Origin of the sequence: Roseovarius sp. EL26, assembly GCF_900327775.1 — a bacterium.
In the GTDB taxonomy this organism is placed as follows: domain Bacteria; phylum Pseudomonadota; class Alphaproteobacteria; order Rhodobacterales; family Rhodobacteraceae; genus Roseovarius.
In genome coordinates this window covers 1,870,120-1,894,948 of record NZ_OUMZ01000007.1, presented here as the reverse complement: position 1 = coordinate 1,894,948, position 24,829 = coordinate 1,870,120, and the positions used below count along the sequence as shown (strand labels likewise).

Sequence of the window (24,829 nt, the reverse complement as noted above, 5' to 3'; positions counted from 1 at the left end):
TTGCGTCCGGATGTCGCAAAAACCCATAAATTATTTTTCATAAATTGCGACGGAAAGTGACCTGTGCCCCGTATTATGATCAGAACGGGTAATGAAACGCCGTTCAAATAATGTCTTTGTAAAGTCCGGAGAACAGAAAATGAAAAATACAATGTTGATGAGCAGCCTGGCAGTTGCAATAGTTTTGGGCGGTGTTTCACAAGGGTTCGCCGGCAGTGGTAAAGGTGGCCACGGGCCGCATCATTCATTCGAAGAATTGGATGCAAACAGCGATGGTCAGATTTCCCGTGAGGAAATGGCAGGCCACATGCAGAAACGCTTTGAGGGAGCCGACACCAATGGTGATGGCAATCTGACGCGTGAAGAACTGGTCGAGCGTATCAAGGAACGAAAGGCCAAGAAGGCTGAAAAATATGCCGATCACATGATCGAAAAGCATGATGCCAATGGTGATGGTATGTTGAGCACAGAGGAAATGAGTGCAAAGCACGAAGGCCGTATGGATAAGATGTTTGCCAAGATTGATGCCGATGAAAATGGCGCGATTTCCGCAGAAGAATTCGAGGCCATGAAAAAGCATCACGGCAAGAAACACGGTAAAAAGCACGAACCAGAATCGGAATAATATGTCCTTTGGGTGGGGTGTTGTCAGATGCCCCACCCCCTATATGGATTTCTATAGGTTTGCAGCAGGGCACGTTTTGGCGAAGGATCTTTCATTGACCGCGATCGAAGGGCTGTCAGATGGCGCGTTGCTGGTGTTGTTCGCAAACGGCGATCAGCAGGCGGCGCGTGTTCTGACCCTCAGGCTGACGCCTGCGGTGCTAGGCCATGCCATGCGTCTGCTGGGGGACCGGGCTGAGGCCGAAGATGTGGCGCAAGAGGCTATGTTGCGGTTGTGGCGCATTGCGCCGCAGTGGCAGCAGGATCAGGCCAAGGTGACAACTTGGCTTTACCGTGTAGTGGCCAACCTGTGCACGGATCGTTTGCGCAAAATGCGGCCCATGACGCTTGATGCAGTGGACGAGCCAGTGGATGAAACCGCAAGCACTGCGGAGCAGATACAAGACCAGATTAGGGCACAAGCTTTGCAACAAGCGCTAAACGATTTGCCAGAGCGACAACGGCAGGCGGTTGTGTTGCGCCACATCGAAGGGCTGAGTAACCCTGAGATTGCCGAGATCATGGAGATCAGCATCGAGGCGGTTGAAAGTTTGAATGCGCGTGGGCGCCGCAGTTTGTCGGTGAAGCTGAGCGAGAAACGAGAGGAACTGGGATATGTCGACGCACATTGACAAGACAGAGGATGATTTTCTGGATGCGTGTTTTGCCTCGGTGCGAAAGACATCTGTAACCGCTCCGGATGACCTGATGGCCAAGACCCTTGCGGATGCGGGATCGGTTCAAACGGAATTTTTGTCACAGGATGCTGTGACGCCCACCCCTGCAAAAGCGGGTCTTCTCGCGCGGTTGCTTGATGGTTTGGGCGGATGGCCGGCAATGGCCGGTTTGGCGACGGCCTCGATAACCGGGGTTTGGATCGGGATCAGCGCCCCGGCGGGGCTTGAGAGCGTGACGCAGGTCTTGTTAGGGTCAGACACCATGACCCATGTGGTTGATCTGTCGTACGAAGCAGAGTTTGAATTGGCAGGAGAGCTGTAATGCAGGACGAAACCATAGCACAAAAGCCTGGCGCGCGCCGGTGGGTGCGGATTGTGCTGTTTGTCTCGCTTGCGTTCAACCTGCTGGTTGTCGGGGCCGCCGGGAGCGCATTTTTTATACACGGCGAGCGACATAAACATCACGGCGGTGGATTTGGCAAAATGGGTGGGCCATTAACGCATGCATTGTCACCGGAAGACCGGAAAAAAGTTCGTAAGAAGTTGCACGAGGCCTATGAAGAAAGCGGTGCTGGTTTTCGGCAATACAAACAGGAAAAAGCCAAGTTGATTGTGGTGCTAACTGCAGAACAATTTGATGCCGAGGCCGCGCGCGGGCATCTTGAACAGATGCAGGGCATTGTCTCAACGCGGTTGCTGCAAGGTCGTGAAGTGCTGCTTGAGCGGCTGACCGAAATGACGCTGCAAGAGCGTCAGGCCTTTGCTGAGCGCTTGCAAAAACGTCACAAAAAGCATCGAAAGAATTGATCAGGCTGCGGACCTGACATCGAACGTCACAGTGTTACGCCCCTCGGACTTGGCTTGATATAGGGCCTTGTCCGCCTGTTTTAGCAAAGTATCGATCGTGTAGGGGGCGGAACGACCGTCATCACGTGGAGCGAAGGTGATCCCTATGCTGATGGTGACATGAATAGGGTTGTTGCCTGTCGATAGCGTGATAGGCATTTCGCGAATGTTCCGGCGCAACGTATCGGCGGTGTTACGGGCGTGTTCCGGTGAAGCGTTTGGTAAAACGATCAGAAATTCATCACCACCGAAACGGGCAATCATATCATGGTCTTGCAATGTATTTCGCAGGTTTGCGGCGACTTGCATCAATACCTTATCCCCGTCGAGGTGGCCGTATTGGTCATTGATCGGTTTTAGGTGATCCAGATCTGCCAACATGACCGTGAAATGCTGACAGTTCAGGCGTGCATTGTCGATCTCCTGTTTTAGAAAGTCTTCGGCATAGCGGCGGTTGTAGAGGCCTGTTAGCGAATCTGTTATGGCCGCATCGAGACGTATTCGCAGTTGTTCACGCAGTTTATCGGTATGCTGTTTGCCCCGTGCTTGACGATGGAGCCGTAGAGCGAGTTCTTCGATTGAGGCTGAGGCATCAACAACATCATTCGCCCCCAGATCAAGGACCGTAGAGGTTAGACCGGGATTCGGCTGCTGCAGATGAGTTAAAATGCGATATGAGCGGCTGCTGGAGGCACTGCGTAACCGGGACAAACGGCGCAGGTCAGCCTCTGGAGTATCGGCATCTTCGATAGCAAGCAAATACACATCGGCCTGCGGCGGCGCATGTGCGAGCGACGAAAGAGTATCTGGGTGGTAACGCGCTAGGCTGCAGTTCCCAAGCAACGCAAGGGCATCACCAAGGGGAGTGAGTGCGTCAGTTCTCGGGGAGAAAAGTGCGATTGTCATCGGGTGAGTGAACGTTTGGTTTGTATCACTGAAGCCCAAATCTTCATTGGAGCGCGTATTTTCTCGCAAATCATATTCAGCAATCTGCATCCGCAGATGGTTCCGTAAACTGGCGAGCAGGACGGGTTCATCAAACGGATGGCATATGACATCAATGGCACCGCTATGCAGCGCATTTAAGCGTTGCAGTGGATCATTTTCAGAAAGGAAGACGATTATTGGCCGTTCCGGGTTTGATTTTCCCGCATGCATAAGGCTGGCCAAGCCTGCTTCAAGTATGCTGCTTCCAACCAGTAGAAGGTCAGGATTGTGTTGGCCTGTTAAGGCAACCGCATCTTCTACGCTGTCCGCCAGTATGACCTGATAGTAGGCTGCAGTCAGTTTGGCTTTGAGGGTGATTCTGTTGGTGGTTGAAGTGTCTGCGATCAGAATTTTCCCTGGCATTGGCTGGCCTTTCGTCTTGCTCTTTTTGCTCGCTTGACTATCCATAGAATTGGTTAAGAAAACCTTTCCAGGAATTAAGACACATGAAGCTTTCACAGGACGCTGCAGAGACAATTGGCCTGAAATGTTTGGCTTGGTTGGCTGAACAAGAAGACTTGCTTCCTGTCTTTATGGGGGCAACCGGGGCATCGGTTGACGATCTGCGAAATGGGGCTAAGAATGCTGATTTTATTGGCGCAGTTTTGGATTTTGTGCTGATGGATGATGCATGGATAGAGGCATTTTGTACTGCTGGTGGATTGCCGAACGACATGCCGATGCGCGCCCGGGCGATGTTGCCCGGCGGCGCGCAAATGAATTGGACCTGAAAAACAACTGAGGGATCGAACCGAAATGTTAACACAAATTGACGGCGTCTTGTTTGACAAGGATGGCACCCTTTTTGAGTTTCAGGCAACCTGGGCTGTCTGGGCCCGGCAGACAATCGAGGATTTATCGGATGGTGATCCGATGCTTTGCTCGGCTTTGGCGCAAGAGCTTGGTTTTGATCTGAAGCAAAATCTGTTTACCTCCGACAGTCCAATTATCGCGGCATCGGTCAGAGAAATTGCCGAATGCGTCCAAAAGGTGCTGCCTGACCGCTCGGTCGAAGCCATCGAAGAGCAATTAGCGATCAGCGCAGAGACGGCACCATTGGCTCCGGCGGTTCCATTGGCCGCGTTTCTGGAGGCGCTGAAGAACCTCGGTTTGGCGCTGGGTGTGATGACAAATGACGCCGAATCCGTGGCGCACGCTCAGTTACGGCAGGCGGGCGTCTTTGAGCGATTTGATTTTGTTGCCGGTTACGACTCTGGCTATGGTGCCAAACCATCGCCAGACCCATTACTTGCCTTTGCTGCAAAGATGGATCTGGACCCAAAACGCGTTTTGATGGTGGGTGACAGCACGCATGACCTGGTGGCCGGACGTGCGGCGGGAATGAAGACCGTTGCGGTTCTGACTGGTGTCGCAGTTGAGGACGAGCTTAGCCCCTACGCGGATGTAGTGTTCCCCAACATTGGACACATCCCCGGCTGGCTGGCTGCATGAGGCAATCGCCCAGCTTTGGGATTCTGCTAGCATTGATTGGCACTCTTGTGCTTACGCCCGACGCACTTTTGATGCGTTTATCTGGGATGGACGGCTATCAGATGGTTGGTTGGCGCGGCGGCCTGATGGGCCTGATCTTTCTGCTCAGTTGGGGCATGCTAAGTAAAGGGCGCTGGGCTGACACCATGCGCATGATGACGCCCTTCGGTGTTCTAATTGTCATATGCCAGTATTTTAACGCCTCTCTATTCGCTTTGGGCGTGTCCTGGGCCCCAGCGGCGATTGTCTTGATCGGGGTGGCCACCGTTCCGGTTTTTGCCGCTGTGTTTTCCTGGCTGATGATCGGTGAAAAAGCTGGGGGTCTGACTTGGATCACCATCGTGTTGGTGATGGCAGGTGTCTTTATCGCCGTATTGGGCGGTGAAAGGGCCGATCTTAACTTTGACGCAAAGCTTGTCCCCGGTGCCTTGGCCGGTTTGGGTGTTGGGGCGGCTTTGGCGATGAATTTCGTGGTGTTGCGCTCAAATCCAGACTTGCCAATTCTATTGTGTATTGGAACCGGCGCACTGCTTGCCGGTATAAGCGGTATTCTGGTCACTGGCCCCGAAATGATGACCAATGGCACCGTCTGGGCAATTGCCATTGCGGGCGGCGTAGTGCTGCCGTTTTCGTTTTTCTCATTGTCTTTGTCGTCACGCTATACAGCGGCGGCCAATGTCAGCCTGATCATGCTGCTGGAAACGGTGATCGGCCCCCTGTGGGTTTGGTGGGGCGTCGGAGAAGAGCTGAACGCCAGCATGTTGATCGGTGGCACAATCGTGGTGATTAGCCTAGCGGTTTACATTGTCCTGAGCAGTCGCAACGCGGCTAGGAAAGCCTGTGAGAAATAAAAACGACGAGATCTGTCGCAAAACGACAAACCATGGCTGACCGAAGGTGGTTGCATGATGGAAACCCCATCAGGAGGCCACAAATGACTCAAGACAGCAAACGCAGACGCCGCAGCGGCGGACGGGCCGGCAATGCAGAGCGTCGCGGTGCAAACGCGATTGAGCAAATGCCGTGGAACCCGCCACTCAACATAGACCGCCCTGTTGAGCCGCTCACAGACGAGGGCGTTATGGCCGTCCATGATGGTGCTATGCGCATTCTGGAAGAGATCGGGATTGAGATCCTGAACCCCGAAGCGCTTGAGATCTTCCGCAAATGCGGTGGCTGTACCATCAATGGTGAAAATGTGCGTATGGGCCGTGATTACGTCATGGAGATGATCGCAAAAGCCCCCGAGCAATGGACAGTGACACCGCGCAACGTGGATCGCACTATTACACTGGGTGGTAATAACATCCTGTTTGGCAATGTCTCATCACCGCCCAGCTATTGGGATATGAACTTGGGGCGCAAGGTGACCGGCACACGTGAGATGTGCCAGAATATTTTTAAACTCAGCCAGTATTTCAACTGCATCCATTTTGTTGGCGGATACCCGGTTGAGCCACAGGATATTCATCCCAGCATCCGCCATCTGGACGTGCTCTATGACAAGCTGACGCTGACAGATAAGGCCGCGCATGCTTATTGCTTGGGCAAGGAGCGTGTCGAAGATGTGATGGAGATGGTGCGTATTGCGGGGGGGTTGACCCACGAGGAGTTCGAGGCGACACCGCGAATGTACACCAATATCAACTCAACCTCACCACTCAAGCATGACTATCCGATGCTGGACGGCTGGATGCGGTTGGCTCGGCGCAACCAAGGCTTAGTCGTGACACCGTTCACATTGGCCGGGGCGATGGCACCGGTCACGATGTCCGGTGCTGTTGCGCAATCATTGGCTGAGGGTTTGATCGCGGTGGTGCTGGCGCAAATCGTGCGCCCGGGTGCAGCCTGTGCGATCGGCACGTTTACCAGCAATGTTGATATGAAATCCGGCGCGCCAGCCTTTGGCACACCGGAATACATGCGGGCGACCCAGATGACTGGTCAGCTTGCGCGGTTTTACAAATTGCCGATGCGAGCCAGCGGTGTTTGCGCCGCGAACGTGCCAGACGGACAGGCAATGTGGGAGACCTCGAACAGTCTGTGGTCGGGCGTGCAATCGGGTGCAAACTTTATCTATCATGCCGCCGGGTGGCTAGAGGGCGGCTTGATTGCCAGCCCAGAGAAGTTCGTTATGGATTGCGAAATTTTGCAGCAAATTCAGCGCTATATGGACCCATCCCTGACAGCAACTGGCCCGGATGAAATTGCGATTGATGCCATCCGCGAGGTTGGGGATCAGGGTCACTTCTTTGGCATCCAACACACGCAGGACCGATATGAAACGGCATTTTACCAACCCTATCTGAGTGATTGGCGCAATTATGAGGCTTGGGAAGCGGCTGGCGGTGTCTGGACAGCGCAGCGGGCACATCAGGTTTATCAGGATATTCTGGCTGAGTTTGAAGCCCCACATATGGATGAGGCCATTCGTGAAGAACTGGCGGCTTTTGTTGAGCGCCGAAAGGCCGAAGGTGGTGCGCCAACCGATTTCTGATTAATGACCGTTGATGAATGCGAAGCCCGCCCTGTTTAGGGCGGGTTTTTTGTCGGCTGAAGATTTTGAAAGATTTTCGATAGATTGCAGTTGATCACTTTGCGGCTGTTGAAGCTTTGTTAACCCCCTTTTGGCATCGTCTGATCTCGAAATTGGAGGGCGCGATGCACGGGTTGATCAACCAATCGATACAGGGGTTTGTCTGTGACACCTATGGCCACACCATGTGGGATGGGATCATGCGGCAGGTCGATCCGGGCTTTGCCGAGTTCGAGGCGATGCTGATTTATGAGGACGACATCACAGCCGCGGTCATCCACGCGATCTCAAAGGCGTTGGATAAGCCGCCGGAGGAGGTGCTGGAGGATGTTGGCACCTACCTGATTTCCCATCCTAAGGTTGGCGCGGTACGTCGGTTATTGCGGTTTGGTGGCGTCACGTTTGAAGAGTTTTTGCATTCACTTGATGATTTGCCTGCACGCGCCAAGCTGGCCGTGCCTGATCTGATCTTGCCAAGGCTGGAATTGCGGGACCACTCACCACAATTGTTTAGCCTAACGGTGCAGCCCTTGCCGAACGTGCAGGTTTTGTTTGGCCACGTGGTCTTGGGGGCTTTGCGGGCGATGGCCGATGACTATGGTGCGTTGGTTTTTCTGGAACATCGCGGCGAAAGCGAGGCGGGTGAAATGATCGATATCACCTTGTTGGAAGCTGCCTTTGCTGAGGGCAATTCATTCGAACTGGGAATGAGGCCGACATCATGAGCGCGGATCAACCACTATTAAATGCCGAGGTTCTGGAAGTGTTTTGCCCATTGCATGTGGTTCTGAACAAAACCGGCCATATCGTGCAGGCGGGGCGGGCGTTTCACAAACTATGCCTTGGGAAAAATGCGACGGGCCATCGGTTGCTAGAAATGTTTGAGGTGAAGCGACCCAGACAGGTCAAATCGCTGAAAGATTTGCGCGCGTGTGCTGGAACACGCTTGCACCTGCAATTGCGCAACGCGCACCGGACAGAGCTGAAAGGGGTTTTTGTCTCTTTGTCAGATGGCGAAGGGGCCGTGCTGAACCTGTCATTTGGCATTTCAGTGGTGGATGCGGTTTGTGATTACGAACTGACCAGCGCAGACTTTGCGCCAACAGATCTGGCGATTGAACTGCTGTATATGGCTGAGGCGCAGTCAGCGGCCATGTTGGCCTCAAAGAAGATGAACCTGCGCCTGCAAGAGGCGCGAATGATGGCCGAGGAACAGGCCTTTACCGATACTTTGACCGGGTTGAAAAATCGCCGTGCACTAGAGCCGTTATTGGAGCGTTTGATCGAGCGCGAACAGGATTTTGCCTTGTTGCACCTGGATTTGGATTTTTTCAAAGCAGTTAATGATGAACAGGGTCATGCAGCAGGCGACCATGTGCTCAAGGTTGTCGCCAAGCGCATGCAGCATGAAACGCGACCGCAAGACAACATTATCCGAACAGGGGGTGATGAGTTTGTCATGATCCTGCCAAGCCTAAAGGAAGGCACGCAAGTAGACGGATTGGCGAGGCGCCTGATTGCTGCGATCGAAGGGCCGATCACCTTCGAAGACCAGCTGTGCAAGGTGTCCGCCAGCATCGGTACTGTTCTAAGTCTGAATTATGAACGCCCAATGATTGACCAGATGATGGATGACGCCGATCTTGCCCTCTACGGGGCGAAGCGGGAAGGGCGCGGGTGCCATGTACCCTATAGTGCCGCATTGAGATTGGAAAACAATCCAAACGCTCCAATCGATACAGCGCGCTCGATGCCTTAGATCGCGTGACATCACATAATCAGGGCGGCCCCCCTTGCAGCTCCGGGGGCGCGTGACTAAGACTCCGTTAGCACCTGATCACTAAAGATCATGACATTTAGACAGGCAGGCGGACGATGAGAGACCCAATTGATACGTACATGAATACCCTGGTGCCCATGGTGGTTGAGCAAACCAGCCGCGGGGAACGGGCATATGACATTTTTTCGCGCCTGCTGAAGGAGCGGATCATTTTTCTGAGTGGCCCGGTTCATGATGGCATGTCGAGCCTGATCGTAGCGCAGTTGTTGCACCTTGAGGCGGAGAACCCTTCAAAAGAGATCAGCATGTACATCAACAGCCCTGGTGGCGTGGTAACCAGCGGCCTGTCGATTTATGATACGATGCAATACATCCGTCCGAAAGTTAGTACCCTTGTGGTTGGTCAGGCGGCCAGCATGGGATCGCTTTTGCTGACAGCAGGCGAGCCAGGCATGCGGTTCTCGTTGCCCAATAGCCGAATCATGGTGCACCAGCCCTCGGGTGGTTACCAAGGTCAGGCAACTGATATTATGATTCACGCAGAAGAGACGCTGAAATTGAAGCGTCGCCTGAATGAAATCTACGTGAAGCACACTGGTCAATCGCTCAAAAAAGTTGAAGACGCGCTTGAGCGCGACAACTTTATGACAGCTGAAGACGCAAAATCCTGGGGTTTGATCGACGAAATCGTTGAAAACCGGGCTAAGTCGGATGATGAGGACTGATTGACAGAGTGAGCCTCGTTTCAGCCGACCATTTTGCGATTGTGGTGCCGCGGCACCTGTCTTAAGCTGGCTGATACGAAATGCATGGTTGGGTTGAAATGACCCGTTTGGCACAGGGCACTAGGCCCGAAAGGTAAGTCGATGGCGAACAATTCAGGTGGCGACAGCAAAAACACCCTCTATTGCAGCTTCTGTGGCAAGAGCCAGCATGAGGTGCGTAAACTGATTGCTGGGCCGACTGTTTTTATCTGTGATGAATGCGTCGAACTTTGCATGGATATCATCCGTGAAGAGACTAAAACCGCAGGTTTGAAAGCCAGTGACGGCGTGCCGACCCCGCGTGAAATCTGCGATGTTTTGGATGACTATGTCATTGGCCAAGCTGTTGCGAAACGTGTTTTGTCAGTTGCGGTGCATAACCATTACAAACGCCTGAACCACTCGGGCAAAGGTGACATCGAACTGCAGAAATCCAATATCATGCTGATCGGCCCTACGGGTTGTGGTAAAACCTTGTTGGCTCAGACGTTGGCGCGTATTTTGGATGTGCCATTCACCATGGCTGATGCGACAACGCTGACGGAAGCGGGTTATGTCGGGGAAGATGTCGAAAACATCATTCTGAAACTTCTGCAGGCCAGTGAATACAACGTTGAGCGTGCGCAGCGTGGCATCGTTTATATCGATGAAGTTGATAAAATCACCCGCAAGTCTGAAAATCCATCGATCACCCGTGATGTATCGGGTGAAGGTGTGCAGCAGGCGTTATTGAAACTGATGGAAGGTACGGTTGCGGCCGTTCCTCCACAAGGTGGTCGTAAGCATCCACAGCAGGAGTTTCTGCAGGTGGACACGACCAATATCCTGTTTATTTGCGGTGGCGCCTTTGCAGGGCTGGACAAGATTATTGCCCAACGCGGCAAAGGCAGTGCAATGGGTTTTGGCGCGGATGTGCGTGACAATGACCAACGCAATGTCGGTGAGATTTTCCAAGAGCTTGAACCAGAGGATCTACTCAAATTCGGATTGATCCCGGAATTTGTTGGCCGTTTGCCTGTGATCGCCACGCTTGAGGATCTGGATCAGGATGCATTGGTGACAATTCTGACAGAGCCCAAAAATGCACTGATCAAGCAATATCAGCGTCTGTTCGAGCTGGAAGAGACGGACTTGTCATTCACTGATGATGCCCTAAAGGCTATTGCCAAGCGCGCGATTGAGCGCAAGACAGGTGCCCGTGGGCTGCGTTCCATCCTTGAAGACATCCTCTTGGACACGATGTTCGAGCTGCCGGGCATGGAAAATGTCAGCGAAGTTGTCGTGAATGAGGAGGCTGTGACATCTGAGGCCGCCCCGTTGATGATATACGCCGATGCCAAGAAAGAAGGCGCCAGCGCCTGATAACAACAATACGCGGTGGGCAAGAAATGGCTGGCCGCGTTTCTATTTGTTGAGGCACCAGACACGCTGGACCTTTCCCCTTATATACGCCATATCTGTGACACGCATTGTCGGAGGGACTGATGGGCATTCTCAACACGCTTTTACGCGCTGTCACGTGGTGGAACGGGCAAACTCTGAATACTCAGATGTATACTTGGCGCAAAGGTGTTCGCGTTGGCGAGGATGAACAGGGCAATGTGTTTTACCAGGCACGCGATAGCAAACGCCGGTGGGTAATTTTTAACGGCGAGGCCGAAGCCAGCCGCGTGAGCCCCGATTGGCATGGCTGGCTGCACCATACATTCAACGAGCCTCCGACAGACAAACCGCTGGCCCATAAGTCATGGGAAAAATCGCACGAGGAAAACTTGACCGGAACGGCATTGGCTTATGCGCCAAGAGGATCGATACGGCGCGTTGCAGCCCCGGTGGAGCGGCGTGATTATGAGGCTTGGAGCCCAGAATAGTAAACTGAATAGGCCCTCCAGAGTAAGGCAGTACCAAAATGTCAGAAAACACCACTGAAGTCATCGTTGGCGGCGCTGTTCTTGCGATTGCCATTGGGTTTCTTGCCTATGCAGGACAAGCGACCGGTATATCGGCGGCAGCCAAGGAATACCCGTTAGCGGCGAGCTTTCGCAGCGCTGATGGTGTTGATGTTGGCACCGATGTGCGCCTTGCAGGCGTCAAAGTCGGCCGCGTGACGCAACTGCATCTTGACCCGGAAACATATCGCGCTGAAACAACATTCACAGTGCGTGAAGGGATCGAAATTCCTGATGACAGTGCCGTTTCAATCAGCTCCGAGGGTCTATTGGGCGGTAATTTTGTCGAAATCCAACCCGGCGGATCGCCATTCTATCTGACGGCCGGGGATGAAATTGAATTTACGCAAGGCTCGATCAGCTTGATCTCTCTGCTGCTCAAATTTGTTAGTGGTGATAGCAAGGACGCTGAGGGATGAGAACCGCAGCGCTTGCTTTGCTGATGATCGGTGCCGCTGGCTATGCATCGGCACAACAAGAGGTCAGTACAGGCACAGGCGCGGTATTGCGTGGGTTAGATAAGCTGACCGGTTATGTCACAGACATTACGCTGAAAAACGGCGAAAGCTATCAGTTGGGGCGTCTGAACATCGCGCTAGATAAATGCCGTTATCCCGTCGGAAGTGCGGCCTCTGATGCCTTTGCATTTATGACCATTCTGGACGAGGGCGAGGTAGAGCCAGCGTTCCGGGGTTGGATGATGGCCTCATCTCCGGCGCTGAGCGCGATGGAGCACCCACGTTATGATGTCTGGGTCATGCGGTGCAGTACCGCGTCGGAGGCGGACTCAAACGCCACCGAATCCAACGCGGTCGACTGACCAAGGGCCTGAGCCAACAGTTTGCGATAATCATCTCGTGGTATTTCAATGGCACCAAGACTGGCCAGATGATCCGTCAGAAATTGTGTGTCGCACAGGGTAAAGCGACAGCGGCGCAGGTGGTCACATAGGTGAGCCAAGGCCAGCTTTGATGCATCAGTTTGGCGCGAAAACATACTTTCCCCGAAAAACGCACTACCAAGCGCAACACCGTAAACCCCACCAACAAGCCTGCCGCTAGCTGAGATTTCCAGCGAATGCGCAAAACCCTTACGGTGAAGGGCGGTGTAAAGGCCGCGAATTTCATCGTTGATCCAGGTTTGACTGCGATCAGCGCAGCCATCCAGAACACCACTGAAATCTGTGTTCCATGAGGCAGTGTAATCGCCTTTGCGCATGCGTCGCGCAAGTGAGCGGGAAATGTGAAAACCATCCAACGGTAAAATACCGCGATGTTGCGGGTCTACCCAAAAAATTTCTGGATTGTCCTGACCCTCTGCCATTGGGAAAATGCCGGATGCATAAGCGCGGAGCAAAAGCTCAGGGGTGATCTCATTTGGAATTTTTGTCATGTCCGATCCTAAACCAGACAGATGGTTTCAGAATGCGGCACACCGGATGTCTGACGCCTGACGGCAGGCATCCGGTGTGTCATGGCAGAACAGGTTAGCCCTGCAGGTTGGTTTCCAGCCATTTTTCGAGCCAATGAATGTTGTACTCGCCAGAATGGATGTCTTCCTCGGCCAGTAGCGCGTGAAACAGTGGAACCGTTGTATCGACGCCGTCGACGATCAGTTCCCCCAAAGCGCGTGAAAGGCGCGCAATGGCAGCCGGGCGGTCACGTCCGTGGACGATCAGCTTGGCAATCAGAGAATCGTAATAGGGTGGAATGGAATACCCATCATAAAGCGCCGAATCCATCCGCACACCCAGTCCGCCGGGGGCGTGGAATTGCGTGATCTTGCCGGGGCGTGGTGCAAACTCTGGCACCTTCTCGGCGTTGATGCGGACCTCAATGGCGTGGCCATTGATCACCAGATCATCCTGCCCGAACGACATTGGCAGGCCCGAGGCCACGCGGATTTGTTCACGTACCAGATCGACGCCAAAGATGGCCTCGGTTACCGGGTGCTCTACCTGAAGACGGGTGTTCATCTCGATGAAATAGAACTCGCCATTCTCATAGAGAAATTCGATTGTGCCAGCGCCAGTGTAGTTAATCCGTGCGACGGCATCGGCACAAACGTCACCGATTCTGGCGCGTTCCTCCGGCGTAATGCAGGGGCCGGGGGCCTCTTCGAACACTTTCTGGTGGCGGCGTTGCAGCGAACAGTCGCGCTCGCCCAGATGCACCGCCTTACCCTTGCCGTCTCCAAAGACCTGAATCTCGATATGGCGCGGGGTGGTGAGGTATTTTTCAATATAGACCTCATCATTGCCAAAGGCAGCCTTGCCCTCGGACCGTGCGGTCATGAACGCGTGTTCCATCTCGCTGGCGTCAGCGGCAACCTTCATTCCGCGCCCACCACCACCAGCGGTGGCTTTGATGATCACTGGGTAACCGATTTCTTCGCCAACCCGACGGGCATCTTCCAATGTCGGCACGCCACCATCGGATCCGGGCACACAAGGCACGCCCAGTTCTTTCATCGTGTCTTTGGCGGTGATCTTGTCGCCCATGACACGGATGTGCTCGGCTGTGGGGCCAATGAACGTCAGGTTGTGGTCTTCGACGATCTGCACAAAGTTGGCATTCTCGCTCAGGAACCCATAACCGGGGTGAATGGCCTGCGCCCCGGTGACCTCGCAGGCCGCGATGATCGACGGGATCGACAGATAGCTGTCAGTGCCGGGTGGGGGGCCAATACAAACGGATTCGTCAGCCATACGCACATGCATGGCATCAGCGTCAGCGGTCGAGTGGACCGCGACCGACTGAATGCCCATTTCACGTGCGGCACGGATGACCCGCAGGGCAATTTCGCCCCGGTTTGCGATGAGGATTTTATCGAACATCAACCAGACCTTATTCGATGATCATCAAAGGTGAGCCGTATTCAACCGCTGCACCATCTTCGACCAAAATACGTTTGACCGTGCCACCACGAGGGGCTGGAATGTGGTTCATGGTTTTCATCGCTTCAACGATCAGCAATGTGTCACCTTCGCTGACCTGATCACCAACGCTGACAAATGACGGTGCGCCGGGTTCGGCTTGCGTATAAACGGTTCCAACCATCGGCGAGGCCACAGCACCCGGATGGTTTGCCGGATCATCCGCTGAGGCGGCTTCTACGGCTGCGGCTGAGGGCGCTGCTGCCAAAGGTGCGGCAGCGGCTGGGGCCGCGACCTGCATCGCAACTGGCGCCACTTCCTTGCGGCGGCTGACCCGGACATTCAGGCTGTCATTTTCGCCGTAGTCGCGCTTGACCTGAAGTTCTGTCAGATCGTTATCATTGAGCAATTCCGCAAGTGCCCGAATAAAGGTCACATCGGTTTCATGAGTCTTGTTTGGCATCAGCTTCCTCGACCATAGGCGGGGTTATGATCTGTATGTCCCGCACATTTGTTTTTGCTTCTTATAGGCCAGTCTTTCGCCTGAGAAAAGCAAGCAATTGTAGTGTTAAGTGGGGTTAAATCAAAGAAATGACCATAGGGAAGCCGATTTTTTCCGACATTTGCCCAAATCATAGCGGCATGCCTGAAAGTTTGGCGACCAATTCGGGCAATTTCCGGGCCTGAAATTTTTCTAACAACCGGGCGCGATACATTTCAATCGTGCGATACGATAGCGTCAATTCCAGTCCGATCTCTTTGGATGTCATGCCCCGGCAAGTCAGGATTGCCACCTGCCGCTCGCGCGGGGTCAGTTCAACCATGGGGCGCTCTTCGGACAAATCGGTAAACGACCAGATGCCTTGTTGAAAAGGGGCTTCGGGCGTTAAGGATTGGCCACGTACACGGCACCAGAACAGGTCACCGTCGCGACGCTTCATGATCCGCTCATCATTGTACTGCCCGGTTTCGCGCATGATATTCAAACTACGCTCACCGATGCGGCGGTAATCTTCGATAGAGGGATAATAGAGCGCCAAGGGTACATTGGAGTAATCGCCCGGCGTATCACCGAAAATTTCGGCAAAGCGGTGATTGCACTGCCGGATGACCCGGTTTTCCAATACCACCAGCCCGATGGGCGCATTTTCAAAGGCAAGTTGTTGCAATGTCATGCGGCCACTATGCCGCTCTGGTCAAGCGATGCCAAGGCCGCCTATAAGGACGCAATTCTATCCTGCTGCTTGACGGCGGGCCATCTGCGGCGCAGTGTCCGCGCAAAATGTAATATTGGCAGTAAGACCTTATGTCGGAGCCAAAGAAAAACGACTGAGGTAACACGTGGCAGGCACCCCAGCCCCCTTCGCCCCATTTGAATGGATGATCGCATGGCGTTACTTGCGCGCTCGCCGCGCTGAGGGCGGCGTGAGCGTGATGACCTGGATCAGTCTAATTGGAATTACACTGGCGGTGTTCGCGTTGATCGCTACGCTTGCCGTGCGCTCGGGCTTTCGGGCTGAATTTGTTGATACCATTCTTGGCGCGAACGCCCATGTGACTGTGTACAATTTGGGTGCTGTTGACGAACAGACTGGCAAGCTTGATCGTACGATCAAAGATTACGCTGGAATGGCTGAACGTGTACGCGAGGTTGAAGGGGTGACCCGTGTGGCCCCGCTGATCAAAGGGCAGGTCATGGCCAATATGCGCGACCGTAACGCTGGCGTGCAGGTGTTCGGGATTACGCTGGCTGATCTTCAAACCATTCCGCGTATTGCCAACCCCGAAACCGGGTTGGGTGACATCAGCCGCTTCGGCGATGGGATTGCCATCGGGTCCGGCGTTGCACGCGAGCTGGGTGTGACACTTGGGGATCGGATCAAACTGATTTCACCTAACGGGGTTAAAACCGCCTTTGGCACAAGTCCGCGGATCAATGCCTATGAGGTGACCTATATCTTTAGTGCCGGGCGCTATGATATCGATCGGGTGCGGGTCTATCTGCCGTTTGAAGAAGCGCAGAGCTTTTTCAATCGCGAAGGGCGCGCCGACGAGTTGGAGGTCATGGTGTCCGACCCGGACATCGTTGATGACATGGGGCTGGAATTGATCCGTGCTGCTGGTGAACGCAGTCAGATCTGGACCTGGCGTGATGCCAGTGGTGGTTTTCTGCGTGCGCTTGAGGTTGAGGATAATGTGATGTTCATCATCTTGTCCATTCTGGTCTTGATTGCCGCGATGAATATTACCAGCGGCCTGATTATGCTGGTTAAAAACAAAGGTCGCGATATTGGCATTTTGCGCACAATTGGCCTGACACAAGGCTCTGTCATGCGGGTGTTTTTCATCTGTGGTGCCTTTACGGGGCTGATCGGTACAGCGTTTGGCGTGATCCTTGGTTGCCTCTTTGCGCTTTATATTGATCCGATCTTTTCCTTTGTGAATGCGATGATGGGCGGGGGGGTCTGGGATCCGTCCATTCGGGGAATTTATCATCTGCCAGCTAAGTTGGAAGCCAAGGATGTCCTATCGGCTGTGGGTTTGTCTTTGGGCTTGTCTTTCATTGTTACTATTTTCCCGGCCCGTCGCGCGGCGCGACTGAACCCGGTGGAGGCATTGCGTTATGAGTGAGGTCAAACTGAAGCTTTCGGGTGTTTCCAAAACATACAACAAAGGCCTCGCGCATGAAGTTCCGGTGCTGAACAATGCCGTGGTGGAACTGAAGGCGGGCGAGATCGTGGCGCTTGTGGCCCCGTCTGGTGCCGGTAAATCGACCCTGATGCATATTGCTGGCTTGCTGGACACTGCGGATGCGGGGCAGGTGGAAATTGCAGGCATCGATATGACCCGACTGAGCGACCGCCGTCGGACCAATGCGCGGCGGCGTGATATCGGGTTTATTTACCAATTTCACCATCTGCTGCCCGAATTCACCGCCAAGGAAAACATTGTCCTGCCGCAGCTGGCAAATGGTGTTCCCCGCAAACAGGCGGAATTGCGTGCTTACGATTTGCTAGCACGGGTGGGCATTGCCGAACGCGCCGATCACCGTCCGGCGGCTCTTTCAGGTGGCGAACAACAGCGTGTGGCCTTTTGTCGTGCAGTGGCCAACGAACCCAAAATTCTGTTGGCTGACGAACCCACAGGAAACCTTGATCCGACGACCTCAGATCAGGTGTTTGCGGCATTGGTCGGGTTGGTGCGTGACACAGGATTGGCTGCTTTGGTCGCGACACACAATCTGGAACTGGCTGCGCGAATGGACCGGATTTTACGTTTGGAAAATGGCCAATTGATCGCCGTGTAAACTATTTGACCTGCTGGGTGATAAAGACCCCTGCAGCCATCAGTGCAATACCCATAGCCCGTGTCAGGGTTAGCGGCGTGACGGGGGCGCCGAATAGGCCGAAATGATCAATAATAGCGGCGCTGATCAGTTGCCCCAGCAGCACGGCAAACACTGCATTTCCAACTCCAAAATGTGGTGCAATGTAAGTGATGGACAACACATAGAAAGCCACCAAAATACCACCTAAAAACAGATGTTTGGGCGCACTCAAGGCGCCAACTAAAGCAACCGGTTTATCAAACAGCAGCAAAACGAGAACGGCACAACCAAAGGCAATCATGAACAGGAATACGGCTGCAGCGGCAGGTGAGCCAAGCCGTACACCCAACGCAGCATTCAAAGCGGCAAGCATCGGTACACCAATCCCTGCTGCAAGCATGATTAGGGCATAATATGTGGTTGACGACATCCGAGGTCCTGCGCGTTCATGAATGGTTCACTTCTAGTTATCATTGAAATTGGGGGAAGGGACTAAATTTTTGCTTTGAATTGACATATCACTTCGGGTTGCTCGTAATGACATTGAAACACCCGGAGCTTCGCAAAATGACTTTCAAATACAAACCTGGTGATGATGTGGGCCCGTTGGATGACTGGCCGTTTGACAACCCTTTGAGCGATTATGTGATTCAAGAAGGTGCCCCCCGAACCTCTGGGCGGATTGATGCGGGCGGACCAGGGCATACCAGTAGATATGGAATATGGCGCTGCACCAAAGGCGCTTTTGACTGCACAGAACAGGGTGATGAACTGATGATGGTTCTGTCTGGGCAATGTCGTGTGATCGAGCATGCCAACGGAGACATTTGTGAACTTGCCGCAGGAGACAGCCTGTTTGTGCGCGATGGCAGCCGTGTGACGTGGGATATACGGGAAGATGTGACCAAAGTTTTCTTTGGTCACAAATCCGATGGGTATTAGAATATAGGTTTAAGAGGCATTGCGGCGCAAAGCAGCCAAACCACCAAGCCCTGCCAAGAGTAACCAACCCGCAGCTGGCAGAGGAATGATCGATGTTCTCTCTACGTTGATCGTGTCGAGCCGCGATTGACCTGAGCCTTTTGCGGACCACGAAATTTTATCTACATCTTGGAAGAACGCAGATGTGAGCGTGACCCGGTAGCCTTCGTTTTTACAGATTTCCGCTTGGCAGGTCGCTGATGCACTGCCAGTGGCGCCCTCACCGGCTGCCCAAGTGACATCCGCCAGAGGTGAAAATGACGACAGCATATCGCCAAGGGCAAATTGGATTGTCGTTTCAACTGCACCTTTGATGGCGGTGACAGAAAAGAAGTTATCGATCAACTCACCATCATCGCCAAGAACTGGATTTGCTGCCTTGCCTGTCGGCGAGAACCAGAAATCAATCAAACTGAAAGTGGTGTTGTCCAGTCTTGTAATCTCGGTCTGAGTGGCCTGACCGCTTTCAATGGTGCATGCCATGGTTTCGCATAGGCCACTTTGAATGTTTGTTGGTGAAATGAAGTATCCGTCAATAGTTGCGGATGATCCCGCAGCGTTTTCATAGGTCGGCGATCCGGCATCAAAATCGATTGATGTGCTGATAGTTGCCGCCGAGGCAGTTCCAGCAATGAATGCAGCGCTGGCAAGGGTTGCGAAAAAAGTTGAATTTATGGACAGCATATGACTCTCCCAATACTGGCAAATGTAACTTCTATGACCTGTGAAAGGTCTACATTTATTCTAAATTTTATAGTGCGTCATAATTTTGCCATAATTCCCTCTGCAACGCAAAAATCGTTGAAATTTACACGTTAGGGGCATTGTTTGGGCATTCGAGAGGCTCATCAATCCCCTCATGGTTGATTTTTGCCTACTCATGGCACCAAAAAAATAAGGTAATGATTCGTTTGCAAACCAGATCGAGGATAGCGCATCATCGGGGAATACTGCATTGCGCCTGCTATTTGGCTGCTATGAGGTGTCGAAAGCCCTAACTCAATTTCACTCAGGCGAACTGTGCGCCAAGTCCATGAAGGCACGTATGACACGGACATCGCGGCGTGTTGCCATATGGACCATGGTTTCGCTCATGCTGAGTTCAGTGTCTCGTAACGGAATCTGAACTAGTCGGGCGTCATTTCCAAATTCCGCCTCAGATACAAAACCGATGCCGGTGCCAGCTGCCACAACCTCACGCATGGCTTCGCGTCCCTCGACCTCCAGCGCTGGGGTCAGGGTGATGTTTTTGCGTTGGGCTTCTTCTTCAAGCTTCTGACGGGTTTTCGATCCTGGCTCACGAAAGACCAGCTGTTCATTGCTAAGATCCTTGAGTGAAAGCGTGGTTATACCCTTGGGTAGGTAACCCTTCACGCTGAAGGCGGTGATTCTGGTTGAGCCCAGATCAACGGAATGAAACTCATGGCCGGGGTCGATGCTACCAACGATGCCGATTTCAGCATTGAAGGTGCGTAATTCGTTCAGGATTTCGGTTGTATTCCCTGTGTGCAGAGACACGAACACATTGGGATAGCGCCTGCGAAACCGGCTAAGGTGACTGGTGACGTGGTGGGCCGAATCGGCGATGATTCGAAGCTGCCCTTCCACGGCAGCGCCGGATTCAGAGAGGTATTCCTCTATTTGTTGCTCGACTTCAAAAAAGCGTTTGGTCATCAGGAACATTTGCTCGCCTGCCGCAGTGAGGCGAACGCCTTTTTTATCACGGTGAAACATCAAAATATCGTGGTCTTGCTCTAGCCGTCTAACCTGTTCTGATAGGGCTGGTTGGGTTTGGAAAATAGCCTCGGCAGCGCGGGAAAACCCGCCATAAAGTGCGACATTGTGAAAGGCTTTAATCTGGCTGTATCGCATAATTCTTTGACACTCTTGTGATATATTATTTTCCTATGATGCCATACCAAATAACAATTTTACATATAAAAGATCATTGCCCATTTATTCGGTATTGCGTTTATCTGGAGATGATCCGTGGAACACGTTGGTCACAAGATTGAATCCCCCCGGCTGGGCGAGCCTTACCTGCTGACACCAGGCCCATTAACAACATCATTTGCAGTCAAAGAGGCGATGCTGAAAGATTGGGGTAGTTGGGATGGTGAATTCCGCGCCGCCACACGCGAAATACGCGAGCGACTTTTGACTTTGCTTGGGGATGGTAAGGACGATTTCGACTGCGTTCCGATGCAGGGTTCCGGTTCTTTCGCCGTTGAGGCGATGCTGGGCAGTTTCATCCCGCCACATGGCAAGGCATTGGTTCTGGCGAACGGGGCTTATGGACAGCGCACCGCAAAAACGATGGAATATCTGGGCCGAGCACACGTTGTTTTGGATAAGGGCGATTATCTGCCGCCGCGCGGTGATGAAGTTGCTCAAATTTTGGCGGATGATCCCGCGATCACCCATGTGATAGCCATCCATTGCGAGACGTCCTCGGGCATTTTGAACCCCGTTGAAGAGATTTCCGAGGTGACCTATGCCGCTGGGCGCAAACTGTTGGTGGATAGCATGTCCGCCTTTGGGGCGGTTGAGCTGAAGCCAAGCGAAATGCGGTATGAGGCGATGGTGTCCTCGGCTAACAAGTGCATCGAAGGTGTGCCGGGCTTTGGCTTCATCATTGCCCGCAAGGCCGAGCTGGAGGCCGCCAAGGGCAACAGCCATTCATTGAGTTTGGATGTGCATGCGCAATGGGCGCATATGAATAAAACTGGGCAGTGGCGCTTTACCCCGCCAACCCATGTCGTTGTGGCCTTTTTAGAGGCACTAAAAGCACATGAAGCCGAAGGCAGTGTCGCAGGCCGCGGCGCGCGCTATACACGCAACCGCGATGTCATGGTTGCCGGGATGCGCGAACTTGGTTTTGAGACGTTGCTGAAAAACCGTTGGTTAAGCCCGATCATCGTGACGTTTTTCTGCCCGGCAGATGAGAACTTTATCTTTGATACGTTTTACGAACTGATGAAAGAAAAAGGCTTCATCATCTACCCTGGTAAGCTGACGGTCGTCGACAGTTTCCGTGTCGGCTGCATTGGACAGATGGATGAACATGTCATGCAGCAGGTTGTCACCGCCGCAAAAGAATCGCTGGCACAGATGGGGGTTGCCGACGCGGCACCACCGTCGGCCGCACTGGAAGAACGCGCCAAATTGGCCGCATGAGTTAAGCAAGGACCCAATAAGATGACATTACATACCCCTGTGACCGCGAATGAGCGTGTTTATCCGATGCCCAAGGTGCCGGCGATTGCGATTTGTCTGGATGGCTGCGAGCCGGAATATTTGACCAAGGCGATTGCCGATGGGCTGATGCCGACGCTCAAGCGGATGCGTGAAACTGGAACCGACCGTTTGGCACATTCTGTGATCCCGAGCTTCACCAACCCTAACAACCTGTCGATTGCGACCGGCCGGCCGCCAATCGTGCATGGCATATGCGGTAACTACCTGATTGATCCTGATAGTGGCGAAGAAGTGATGATGAACGATGTGCGCTTCTTGCGTGCGCCAACCGTATTCAAGCAGTTTTACGATGCGGGTGCCAAGGTGGCTATCGTGACCGCCAAAGACAAGTTGCGTGCTTTGTTGGGGGCGGGACTGGCATTTGATGATGATCGGGCAAAGTGCTTCTCGGCCGAGAAGTCGGATACATCGACTGCGGTAGAACATGGTCAGGACAAAGCCAGCGCATGGTTGGGCATGGCGCAGCCTGAGGTCTATTCAGCAGACCTGTCCGAGTTTGTCTTTGCCGCGGGGGTCAAGCTGCTGCGTGAGTGGAAACCAGATGTGATGTATCTGACCACAACTGACTATGTGCAGCACAAATATGCGCCAGATGACGCCGAGGCCAAATCGTTCTACGAGATGTTCGATAAATATCTGGCCCAGCTGGATGAGATGGGTGCCGCGATTGTTGTGACTGCAGACCACGGTATGAAGCCTAAGCACCACGCAGATGGCACGCCCAATGTGATCTATGTTCAGGACCTGATGGATGAGTGGCTGGGCAAGGACGCTGCCCGTGTCATTTTGCCAATTACCGACCCTTATGTGGTCCACCACGGTGCCTTGGGGGGCTTTGGCACTTGCTACCTGCCCGAGGGAGCGGACAAGGCAGATATCATTGCCAAGCTGAAAGAACGCGAAGAGCTGATTCTGGTGATCGACAAGGAAGAGGCGATCAAACGGTTTGAGCTTCCGGGCGATCGGATCGGCGATATCGTGATGATTTCCAGTGAAAATATTTGTATAGGTACATCTGAGCATCGGCATGATTTGGCCGCACTCAAGGAACCGCTGCGCAGCCATGGCGGTCTGACCGAACAGGAAGTGCCGTTCATCGTGAACCGGGTGATCGACCTGCCCAGCCAGCCTGAGTTGCGCAATTTCGATGCGTTTTTCTACGCAACCACCGCTGCCGCGCTATAAGTAGGGAGAAGATGACAATGGATGGAAATATGACAAAACACGATATCCGCCATGATGGCATGCGCATTGGGGGCGAAGTTGTCTTTACTGATAACGTGGTAGAGGTGCTTTATCCCTACACCGATGAAGTGATCGGTACCGTTCCTGCGGGCACGGCGGAGCATGCGGCACGAGCGTTTGAAATCGCAGCCAACTACAAACCAAAGCTGACGCGTTACGAGCGCAGTCAGATCCTTCAGCGCGCTGGTGAATTGATCGGTGAGAAACGCGAGTATCTGGCCAAATGGCTGACGCTGGAGCTGGGCATTTGCCACCAGCACGCGATTTACGAGACCAAACGCGCACAGGATGTGTATCAGTTTGCCGCCGCAGAGGCGCTCAAGGATGATGGAGAGATTTTCTCTTGCGATCTGACGCACAATGGCAAAGATCGCAAGATCTTCACCACGCGTGAGCCGGTGAATGCGATCTCGGCGATTACGCCGTTTAACCACCCACTGAACATGGTTAGCCATAAGATTGCGCCATCAATTGCGACCAACAACTGCATGGTTTGCAAGCCAACCGAACTGACACCACTCACGTGCATTGCGCTGGCCGATATCCTGTATGAGGCTGGCCTGCCGCCGGAAATGTTCCAAGTGGTCACCGGCATGCCGCAAGACATTGGCGACGAGATGATCACTAATGACAACATTGACATCATCACTTTTACTGGTGGGGTGCCTGTTGGCAAAATCATCGCCTCCAAAGCCGGTTATAAACGTCAGGCGCTTGAGCTGGGCGGCAATGATCCGTTGATCATCTGTAACGACCTGTCCGATGCGGATTTGGACAAGGCCGCAACCATTGCTGTGGCGGGTGCCACGGGCAACTCGGGCCAGCGTTGCACAGCGATCAAGCGGATTTTGGTGCAAGAAAGCGTCGCGGACAGATTTGTGCCACTGGTGTTGGAAAAGGCCAAGAAGATCAAGTTTGGCGATCCCCAAGATCCAGCGACTGAACTGGGTTGTGTGATCCATTCGCAAGCGGCAGAATTGTTTGAAAAGCGTGTCTTCATGGCCGAAAAAGAGGGCGCGGAAATCCTCTATCATCCGGGTCGTCAGGGCGCATTGTTGCCACCCATCGTGGTCGATAAGGTGCCGCATGATAGCGAGTTGGTGATGGAAGAAACCTTTGGTCCGATTGTGCCGATTGTACGCGTGCCGGATGACGATACAGAGGTCATGCGGATTTCAAATTCGACTGATTTTGGCCTGTCGTCAGGCGTCTGCACCAACGATTTAAATCGGGCGATTTCTTACATCAATGGCTTGGATGTGGGCACGTGCAACATTTGGGAGCAACCCGGCTATCGCATTGAAATGTCACCATTTGGTGGCATCAAGGACAGTGGTAACGGCGTCAAAGAAGGTGTCATTGAGGCGATGAAATTCTTCACCAACGTGAAGACCTATTCGCTGCCTTGGCCACGCTGATCTGAGCGGCGTTTCAACAAAATGCACATCC

General features: G+C 53.3%; 29 protein-coding genes. 21 read left to right on the top strand and 8 right to left on the bottom strand.

Annotation, left to right across the window (positions count from 1 at the left end; all coding sequences use genetic code 11):
* Window positions 1-139: 139 nt before the first annotated feature.
* The 4 genes from D9A02_RS17320 to D9A02_RS17305 are packed head-to-tail and all read left to right on the top strand — an operon-like array spanning window position 140 to window position 2,147.
* On the top strand, window positions 140-625 hold the full coding sequence (locus D9A02_RS17320) for an EF-hand domain-containing protein (RefSeq protein ID WP_120502603.1): 486 nt from the start codon (window positions 140-142) through the stop codon (window positions 623-625).
* 43 nt (window positions 626-668) lie between these two features.
* Entirely contained in the window at window positions 669-1,295 is a 627-nt protein-coding gene (locus D9A02_RS17315; RefSeq protein ID WP_120502602.1) for an RNA polymerase sigma factor, read from the top strand.
* Entirely contained in the window at window positions 1,279-1,662 is a 384-nt protein-coding gene (locus D9A02_RS17310; protein WP_120502128.1) for a hypothetical protein, read from the top strand. The genes D9A02_RS17315 and D9A02_RS17310 overlap by 17 nt, the downstream gene beginning before the upstream one ends.
* On the top strand, window positions 1,662-2,147 hold the full coding sequence (locus tag D9A02_RS17305) for a periplasmic heavy metal sensor (RefSeq protein ID WP_120502127.1): 486 nt from the start codon (window positions 1,662-1,664) through the stop codon (window positions 2,145-2,147). The genes D9A02_RS17310 and D9A02_RS17305 overlap by 1 nt, the downstream gene beginning before the upstream one ends.
* Here D9A02_RS17305 and D9A02_RS17300 read toward each other — a convergent pair whose 3' ends face one another.
* On the bottom strand, window positions 2,148-3,536 hold the full coding sequence (locus tag D9A02_RS17300) for a diguanylate cyclase (protein WP_162933119.1): 1,389 nt from the start codon (window positions 3,534-3,536) through the stop codon (window positions 2,148-2,150).
* Between the two features lie 83 nt (window positions 3,537-3,619).
* Between D9A02_RS17300 and D9A02_RS17295 the strand changes: the two genes are divergently transcribed.
* The 11 genes from D9A02_RS17295 to D9A02_RS17245 all read left to right on the top strand — a co-directional run bounded on the left by D9A02_RS17295 (window position 3,620) and on the right by D9A02_RS17245 (window position 12,513).
* The gene (locus tag D9A02_RS17295; protein WP_120502125.1) at window positions 3,620-3,904 is read left to right on the top strand and encodes a DUF3572 domain-containing protein; all 285 of its coding nucleotides are present in this window, start codon (window positions 3,620-3,622) and stop codon (window positions 3,902-3,904) included.
* 25 nt (window positions 3,905-3,929) lie between these two features.
* A complete protein-coding gene (locus D9A02_RS17290; RefSeq protein ID WP_120502124.1) occupies window positions 3,930-4,625 on the top strand; it encodes an HAD family hydrolase in 696 nt (231 codons plus the stop codon).
* A complete protein-coding gene (locus tag D9A02_RS17285; RefSeq protein WP_120502123.1) occupies window positions 4,622-5,515 on the top strand; it encodes a DMT family transporter in 894 nt (297 codons plus the stop codon). The genes D9A02_RS17290 and D9A02_RS17285 overlap by 4 nt, the downstream gene beginning before the upstream one ends.
* Window positions 5,516-5,598: 83 nt before the next feature.
* Window positions 5,599-7,161, top strand: coding sequence for a trimethylamine methyltransferase family protein (locus D9A02_RS17280; protein ID WP_120502122.1), 1,563 nt, complete (start codon window positions 5,599-5,601; stop codon window positions 7,159-7,161).
* 164 nt (window positions 7,162-7,325) lie between these two features.
* Complete coding sequence (locus tag D9A02_RS17275; RefSeq protein ID WP_120502121.1) at window positions 7,326-7,925, top strand: heme NO-binding domain-containing protein; 600 nt, start codon at window positions 7,326-7,328, stop codon at window positions 7,923-7,925.
* On the top strand, window positions 7,922-8,959 hold the full coding sequence (locus D9A02_RS17270; RefSeq protein ID WP_120502120.1) for a GGDEF domain-containing protein: 1,038 nt from the start codon (window positions 7,922-7,924) through the stop codon (window positions 8,957-8,959). Before D9A02_RS17275 ends, D9A02_RS17270 begins: the two co-directional genes overlap by 4 nt.
* A 116-nt stretch (window positions 8,960-9,075) precedes the next feature.
* Window positions 9,076-9,705 carry an ATP-dependent Clp protease proteolytic subunit gene (locus D9A02_RS17265; RefSeq protein WP_120502119.1) on the top strand — a complete coding sequence of 210 codons (630 nt, stop codon included), beginning with the start codon at window positions 9,076-9,078 and terminating at the stop codon, window positions 9,703-9,705.
* 141 nt (window positions 9,706-9,846) lie between these two features.
* Window positions 9,847-11,106 (top strand): ATP-dependent Clp protease ATP-binding subunit ClpX, encoded by a 1,260-nt coding sequence (gene clpX, locus D9A02_RS17260; RefSeq protein WP_120502118.1) that lies wholly within the window; start codon window positions 9,847-9,849, stop codon window positions 11,104-11,106.
* 122 nt (window positions 11,107-11,228) lie between these two features.
* Window positions 11,229-11,615, top strand: coding sequence for an NADH:ubiquinone oxidoreductase subunit NDUFA12 (locus D9A02_RS17255; RefSeq protein ID WP_120502117.1), 387 nt, complete (start codon window positions 11,229-11,231; stop codon window positions 11,613-11,615).
* Window positions 11,616-11,653: 38 nt separating this feature from the next.
* On the top strand, window positions 11,654-12,112 hold the full coding sequence (gene mlaD / locus D9A02_RS17250) for an outer membrane lipid asymmetry maintenance protein MlaD (protein ID WP_120502116.1): 459 nt from the start codon (window positions 11,654-11,656) through the stop codon (window positions 12,110-12,112).
* A complete protein-coding gene (locus D9A02_RS17245) occupies window positions 12,109-12,513 on the top strand; it encodes a DUF2155 domain-containing protein (protein ID WP_120502115.1) in 405 nt (134 codons plus the stop codon). Before mlaD ends, D9A02_RS17245 begins: the two co-directional genes overlap by 4 nt.
* On the opposite strand, the gene aat is transcribed toward D9A02_RS17245, so the two are convergent.
* The 4 genes from aat to D9A02_RS17225 all read right to left on the bottom strand — a co-directional run bounded on the left by aat (window position 12,435) and on the right by D9A02_RS17225 (window position 15,737).
* Window positions 12,435-13,085, bottom strand: coding sequence for a leucyl/phenylalanyl-tRNA--protein transferase (gene aat, locus D9A02_RS17240; protein WP_174232041.1), 651 nt, complete (start codon window positions 13,083-13,085; stop codon window positions 12,435-12,437). The two genes, D9A02_RS17245 and aat, sit on opposite strands and share 79 nt — an antisense overlap.
* 94 nt (window positions 13,086-13,179) lie before the next feature.
* Window positions 13,180-14,529 carry an acetyl-CoA carboxylase biotin carboxylase subunit gene (accC, locus tag D9A02_RS17235; RefSeq protein WP_120502114.1) on the bottom strand — a complete coding sequence of 450 codons (1,350 nt, stop codon included), beginning with the start codon at window positions 14,527-14,529 and terminating at the stop codon, window positions 13,180-13,182.
* 10 nt (window positions 14,530-14,539) lie between these two features.
* Window positions 14,540-15,031 carry an acetyl-CoA carboxylase biotin carboxyl carrier protein gene (accB, locus tag D9A02_RS17230; protein WP_120502113.1) on the bottom strand — a complete coding sequence of 164 codons (492 nt, stop codon included), beginning with the start codon at window positions 15,029-15,031 and terminating at the stop codon, window positions 14,540-14,542.
* Between the two features lie 169 nt (window positions 15,032-15,200).
* Window positions 15,201-15,737, bottom strand: a complete 537-nt coding sequence (locus D9A02_RS17225; RefSeq protein WP_120502600.1) for a LuxR C-terminal-related transcriptional regulator — start codon at window positions 15,735-15,737, stop codon at window positions 15,201-15,203.
* A gap of 172 nt (window positions 15,738-15,909) precedes the next feature.
* Between D9A02_RS17225 and D9A02_RS17220 the strand changes: the two genes are divergently transcribed.
* Both D9A02_RS17220 and D9A02_RS17215 read left to right on the top strand, forming a co-directional pair.
* The gene (locus D9A02_RS17220) at window positions 15,910-17,199 is read left to right on the top strand and encodes a lipoprotein-releasing ABC transporter permease subunit (RefSeq protein ID WP_120502112.1); all 1,290 of its coding nucleotides are present in this window, start codon (window positions 15,910-15,912) and stop codon (window positions 17,197-17,199) included.
* On the top strand, window positions 17,192-17,875 hold the full coding sequence (locus D9A02_RS17215) for an ABC transporter ATP-binding protein (protein WP_120502111.1): 684 nt from the start codon (window positions 17,192-17,194) through the stop codon (window positions 17,873-17,875). Before D9A02_RS17220 ends, D9A02_RS17215 begins: the two co-directional genes overlap by 8 nt.
* A gap of 1 nt (window position 17,876) precedes the next feature.
* Here the strand turns inward: D9A02_RS17215 and D9A02_RS17210 are convergent, their stop codons facing one another.
* Window positions 17,877-18,326: a DMT family transporter gene (locus tag D9A02_RS17210; protein WP_120502110.1), complete on the bottom strand. Its 450-nt coding sequence runs from the start codon at window positions 18,324-18,326 to the stop codon at window positions 17,877-17,879.
* Window positions 18,327-18,463: 137 nt separating this feature from the next.
* On the opposite strand from D9A02_RS17210, the gene D9A02_RS17205 reads away from it, so the two are divergent.
* Complete coding sequence (locus D9A02_RS17205; protein ID WP_162933118.1) at window positions 18,464-18,838, top strand: cupin domain-containing protein; 375 nt, start codon at window positions 18,464-18,466, stop codon at window positions 18,836-18,838.
* 9 nt (window positions 18,839-18,847) lie between these two features.
* Here D9A02_RS17205 and D9A02_RS17200 read toward each other — a convergent pair whose 3' ends face one another.
* Window positions 18,848-19,561, bottom strand: coding sequence for a VPLPA-CTERM sorting domain-containing protein (locus D9A02_RS17200; RefSeq protein ID WP_120502108.1), 714 nt, complete (start codon window positions 19,559-19,561; stop codon window positions 18,848-18,850).
* A gap of 321 nt (window positions 19,562-19,882) precedes the next feature.
* Window positions 19,883-20,749: a LysR substrate-binding domain-containing protein gene (locus tag D9A02_RS17195; protein WP_120502107.1), complete on the bottom strand. Its 867-nt coding sequence runs from the start codon at window positions 20,747-20,749 to the stop codon at window positions 19,883-19,885.
* Between the two features lie 117 nt (window positions 20,750-20,866).
* Here D9A02_RS17195 and D9A02_RS17190 point away from each other — a divergent pair, with 117 nt between their 5' ends.
* The 3 genes from D9A02_RS17190 to phnY are packed head-to-tail and all read left to right on the top strand — an operon-like array spanning window position 20,867 to window position 24,798.
* Complete coding sequence (locus tag D9A02_RS17190; protein ID WP_120502106.1) at window positions 20,867-22,054, top strand: 2-aminoethylphosphonate--pyruvate transaminase; 1,188 nt, start codon at window positions 20,867-20,869, stop codon at window positions 22,052-22,054.
* A 21-nt stretch (window positions 22,055-22,075) separates the two neighbouring features.
* Window positions 22,076-23,320, top strand: coding sequence for a phosphonoacetate hydrolase (gene phnA, locus D9A02_RS17185; protein WP_120502105.1), 1,245 nt, complete (start codon window positions 22,076-22,078; stop codon window positions 23,318-23,320).
* A 29-nt stretch (window positions 23,321-23,349) separates the two neighbouring features.
* Window positions 23,350-24,798 carry a phosphonoacetaldehyde dehydrogenase gene (phnY, locus tag D9A02_RS17180; protein WP_120502599.1) on the top strand — a complete coding sequence of 483 codons (1,449 nt, stop codon included), beginning with the start codon at window positions 23,350-23,352 and terminating at the stop codon, window positions 24,796-24,798.
* Window positions 24,799-24,829 lie beyond the last annotated feature (31 nt).

Coding starts and splice junctions, on each gene's coding strand:
- D9A02_RS17315 (WP_120502602.1), top strand. CDS start 669: ATGGATTTCTATAGGTTTGCAGCAGGGCACGTTTTGGCGAAGGATCTT.
- phnA (WP_120502105.1), top strand. CDS start 22,076: ATGACATTACATACCCCTGTGACCGCGAATGAGCGTGTTTATCCGATG.
- clpX (WP_120502118.1), top strand. CDS start 9,847: ATGGCGAACAATTCAGGTGGCGACAGCAAAAACACCCTCTATTGCAGC.
- D9A02_RS17275 (WP_120502121.1), top strand. CDS start 7,326: ATGCACGGGTTGATCAACCAATCGATACAGGGGTTTGTCTGTGACACC.
- D9A02_RS17200 (WP_120502108.1), bottom strand. CDS start 19,561: ATGCTGTCCATAAATTCAACTTTTTTCGCAACCCTTGCCAGCGCTGCA.
- D9A02_RS17270 (WP_120502120.1), top strand. CDS start 7,922: ATGAGCGCGGATCAACCACTATTAAATGCCGAGGTTCTGGAAGTGTTT.
- D9A02_RS17285 (WP_120502123.1), top strand. CDS start 4,622: ATGAGGCAATCGCCCAGCTTTGGGATTCTGCTAGCATTGATTGGCACT.
- D9A02_RS17255 (WP_120502117.1), top strand. CDS start 11,229: ATGGGCATTCTCAACACGCTTTTACGCGCTGTCACGTGGTGGAACGGG.
- mlaD (WP_120502116.1), top strand. CDS start 11,654: ATGTCAGAAAACACCACTGAAGTCATCGTTGGCGGCGCTGTTCTTGCG.
- aat (WP_174232041.1), bottom strand. CDS start 13,085: ATGACAAAAATTCCAAATGAGATCACCCCTGAGCTTTTGCTCCGCGCT.
- D9A02_RS17320 (WP_120502603.1), top strand. CDS start 140: ATGAAAAATACAATGTTGATGAGCAGCCTGGCAGTTGCAATAGTTTTG.
- D9A02_RS17215 (WP_120502111.1), top strand. CDS start 17,192: ATGAGTGAGGTCAAACTGAAGCTTTCGGGTGTTTCCAAAACATACAAC.
- D9A02_RS17245 (WP_120502115.1), top strand. CDS start 12,109: ATGAGAACCGCAGCGCTTGCTTTGCTGATGATCGGTGCCGCTGGCTAT.
- D9A02_RS17280 (WP_120502122.1), top strand. CDS start 5,599: ATGACTCAAGACAGCAAACGCAGACGCCGCAGCGGCGGACGGGCCGGC.
- D9A02_RS17210 (WP_120502110.1), bottom strand. CDS start 18,326: ATGTCGTCAACCACATATTATGCCCTAATCATGCTTGCAGCAGGGATT.
- phnY (WP_120502599.1), top strand. CDS start 23,350: ATGACAAAACACGATATCCGCCATGATGGCATGCGCATTGGGGGCGAA.
- D9A02_RS17305 (WP_120502127.1), top strand. CDS start 1,662: ATGCAGGACGAAACCATAGCACAAAAGCCTGGCGCGCGCCGGTGGGTG.
- D9A02_RS17300 (WP_162933119.1), bottom strand. CDS start 3,536: ATGCCAGGGAAAATTCTGATCGCAGACACTTCAACCACCAACAGAATC.
- D9A02_RS17265 (WP_120502119.1), top strand. CDS start 9,076: ATGAGAGACCCAATTGATACGTACATGAATACCCTGGTGCCCATGGTG.
- D9A02_RS17295 (WP_120502125.1), top strand. CDS start 3,620: ATGAAGCTTTCACAGGACGCTGCAGAGACAATTGGCCTGAAATGTTTG.
- D9A02_RS17290 (WP_120502124.1), top strand. CDS start 3,930: ATGTTAACACAAATTGACGGCGTCTTGTTTGACAAGGATGGCACCCTT.
- accC (WP_120502114.1), bottom strand. CDS start 14,529: ATGTTCGATAAAATCCTCATCGCAAACCGGGGCGAAATTGCCCTGCGG.
- D9A02_RS17195 (WP_120502107.1), bottom strand. CDS start 20,749: ATGCGATACAGCCAGATTAAAGCCTTTCACAATGTCGCACTTTATGGC.
- D9A02_RS17205 (WP_162933118.1), top strand. CDS start 18,464: ATGACTTTCAAATACAAACCTGGTGATGATGTGGGCCCGTTGGATGAC.
- D9A02_RS17310 (WP_120502128.1), top strand. CDS start 1,279: ATGTCGACGCACATTGACAAGACAGAGGATGATTTTCTGGATGCGTGT.
- accB (WP_120502113.1), bottom strand. CDS start 15,031: ATGCCAAACAAGACTCATGAAACCGATGTGACCTTTATTCGGGCACTT.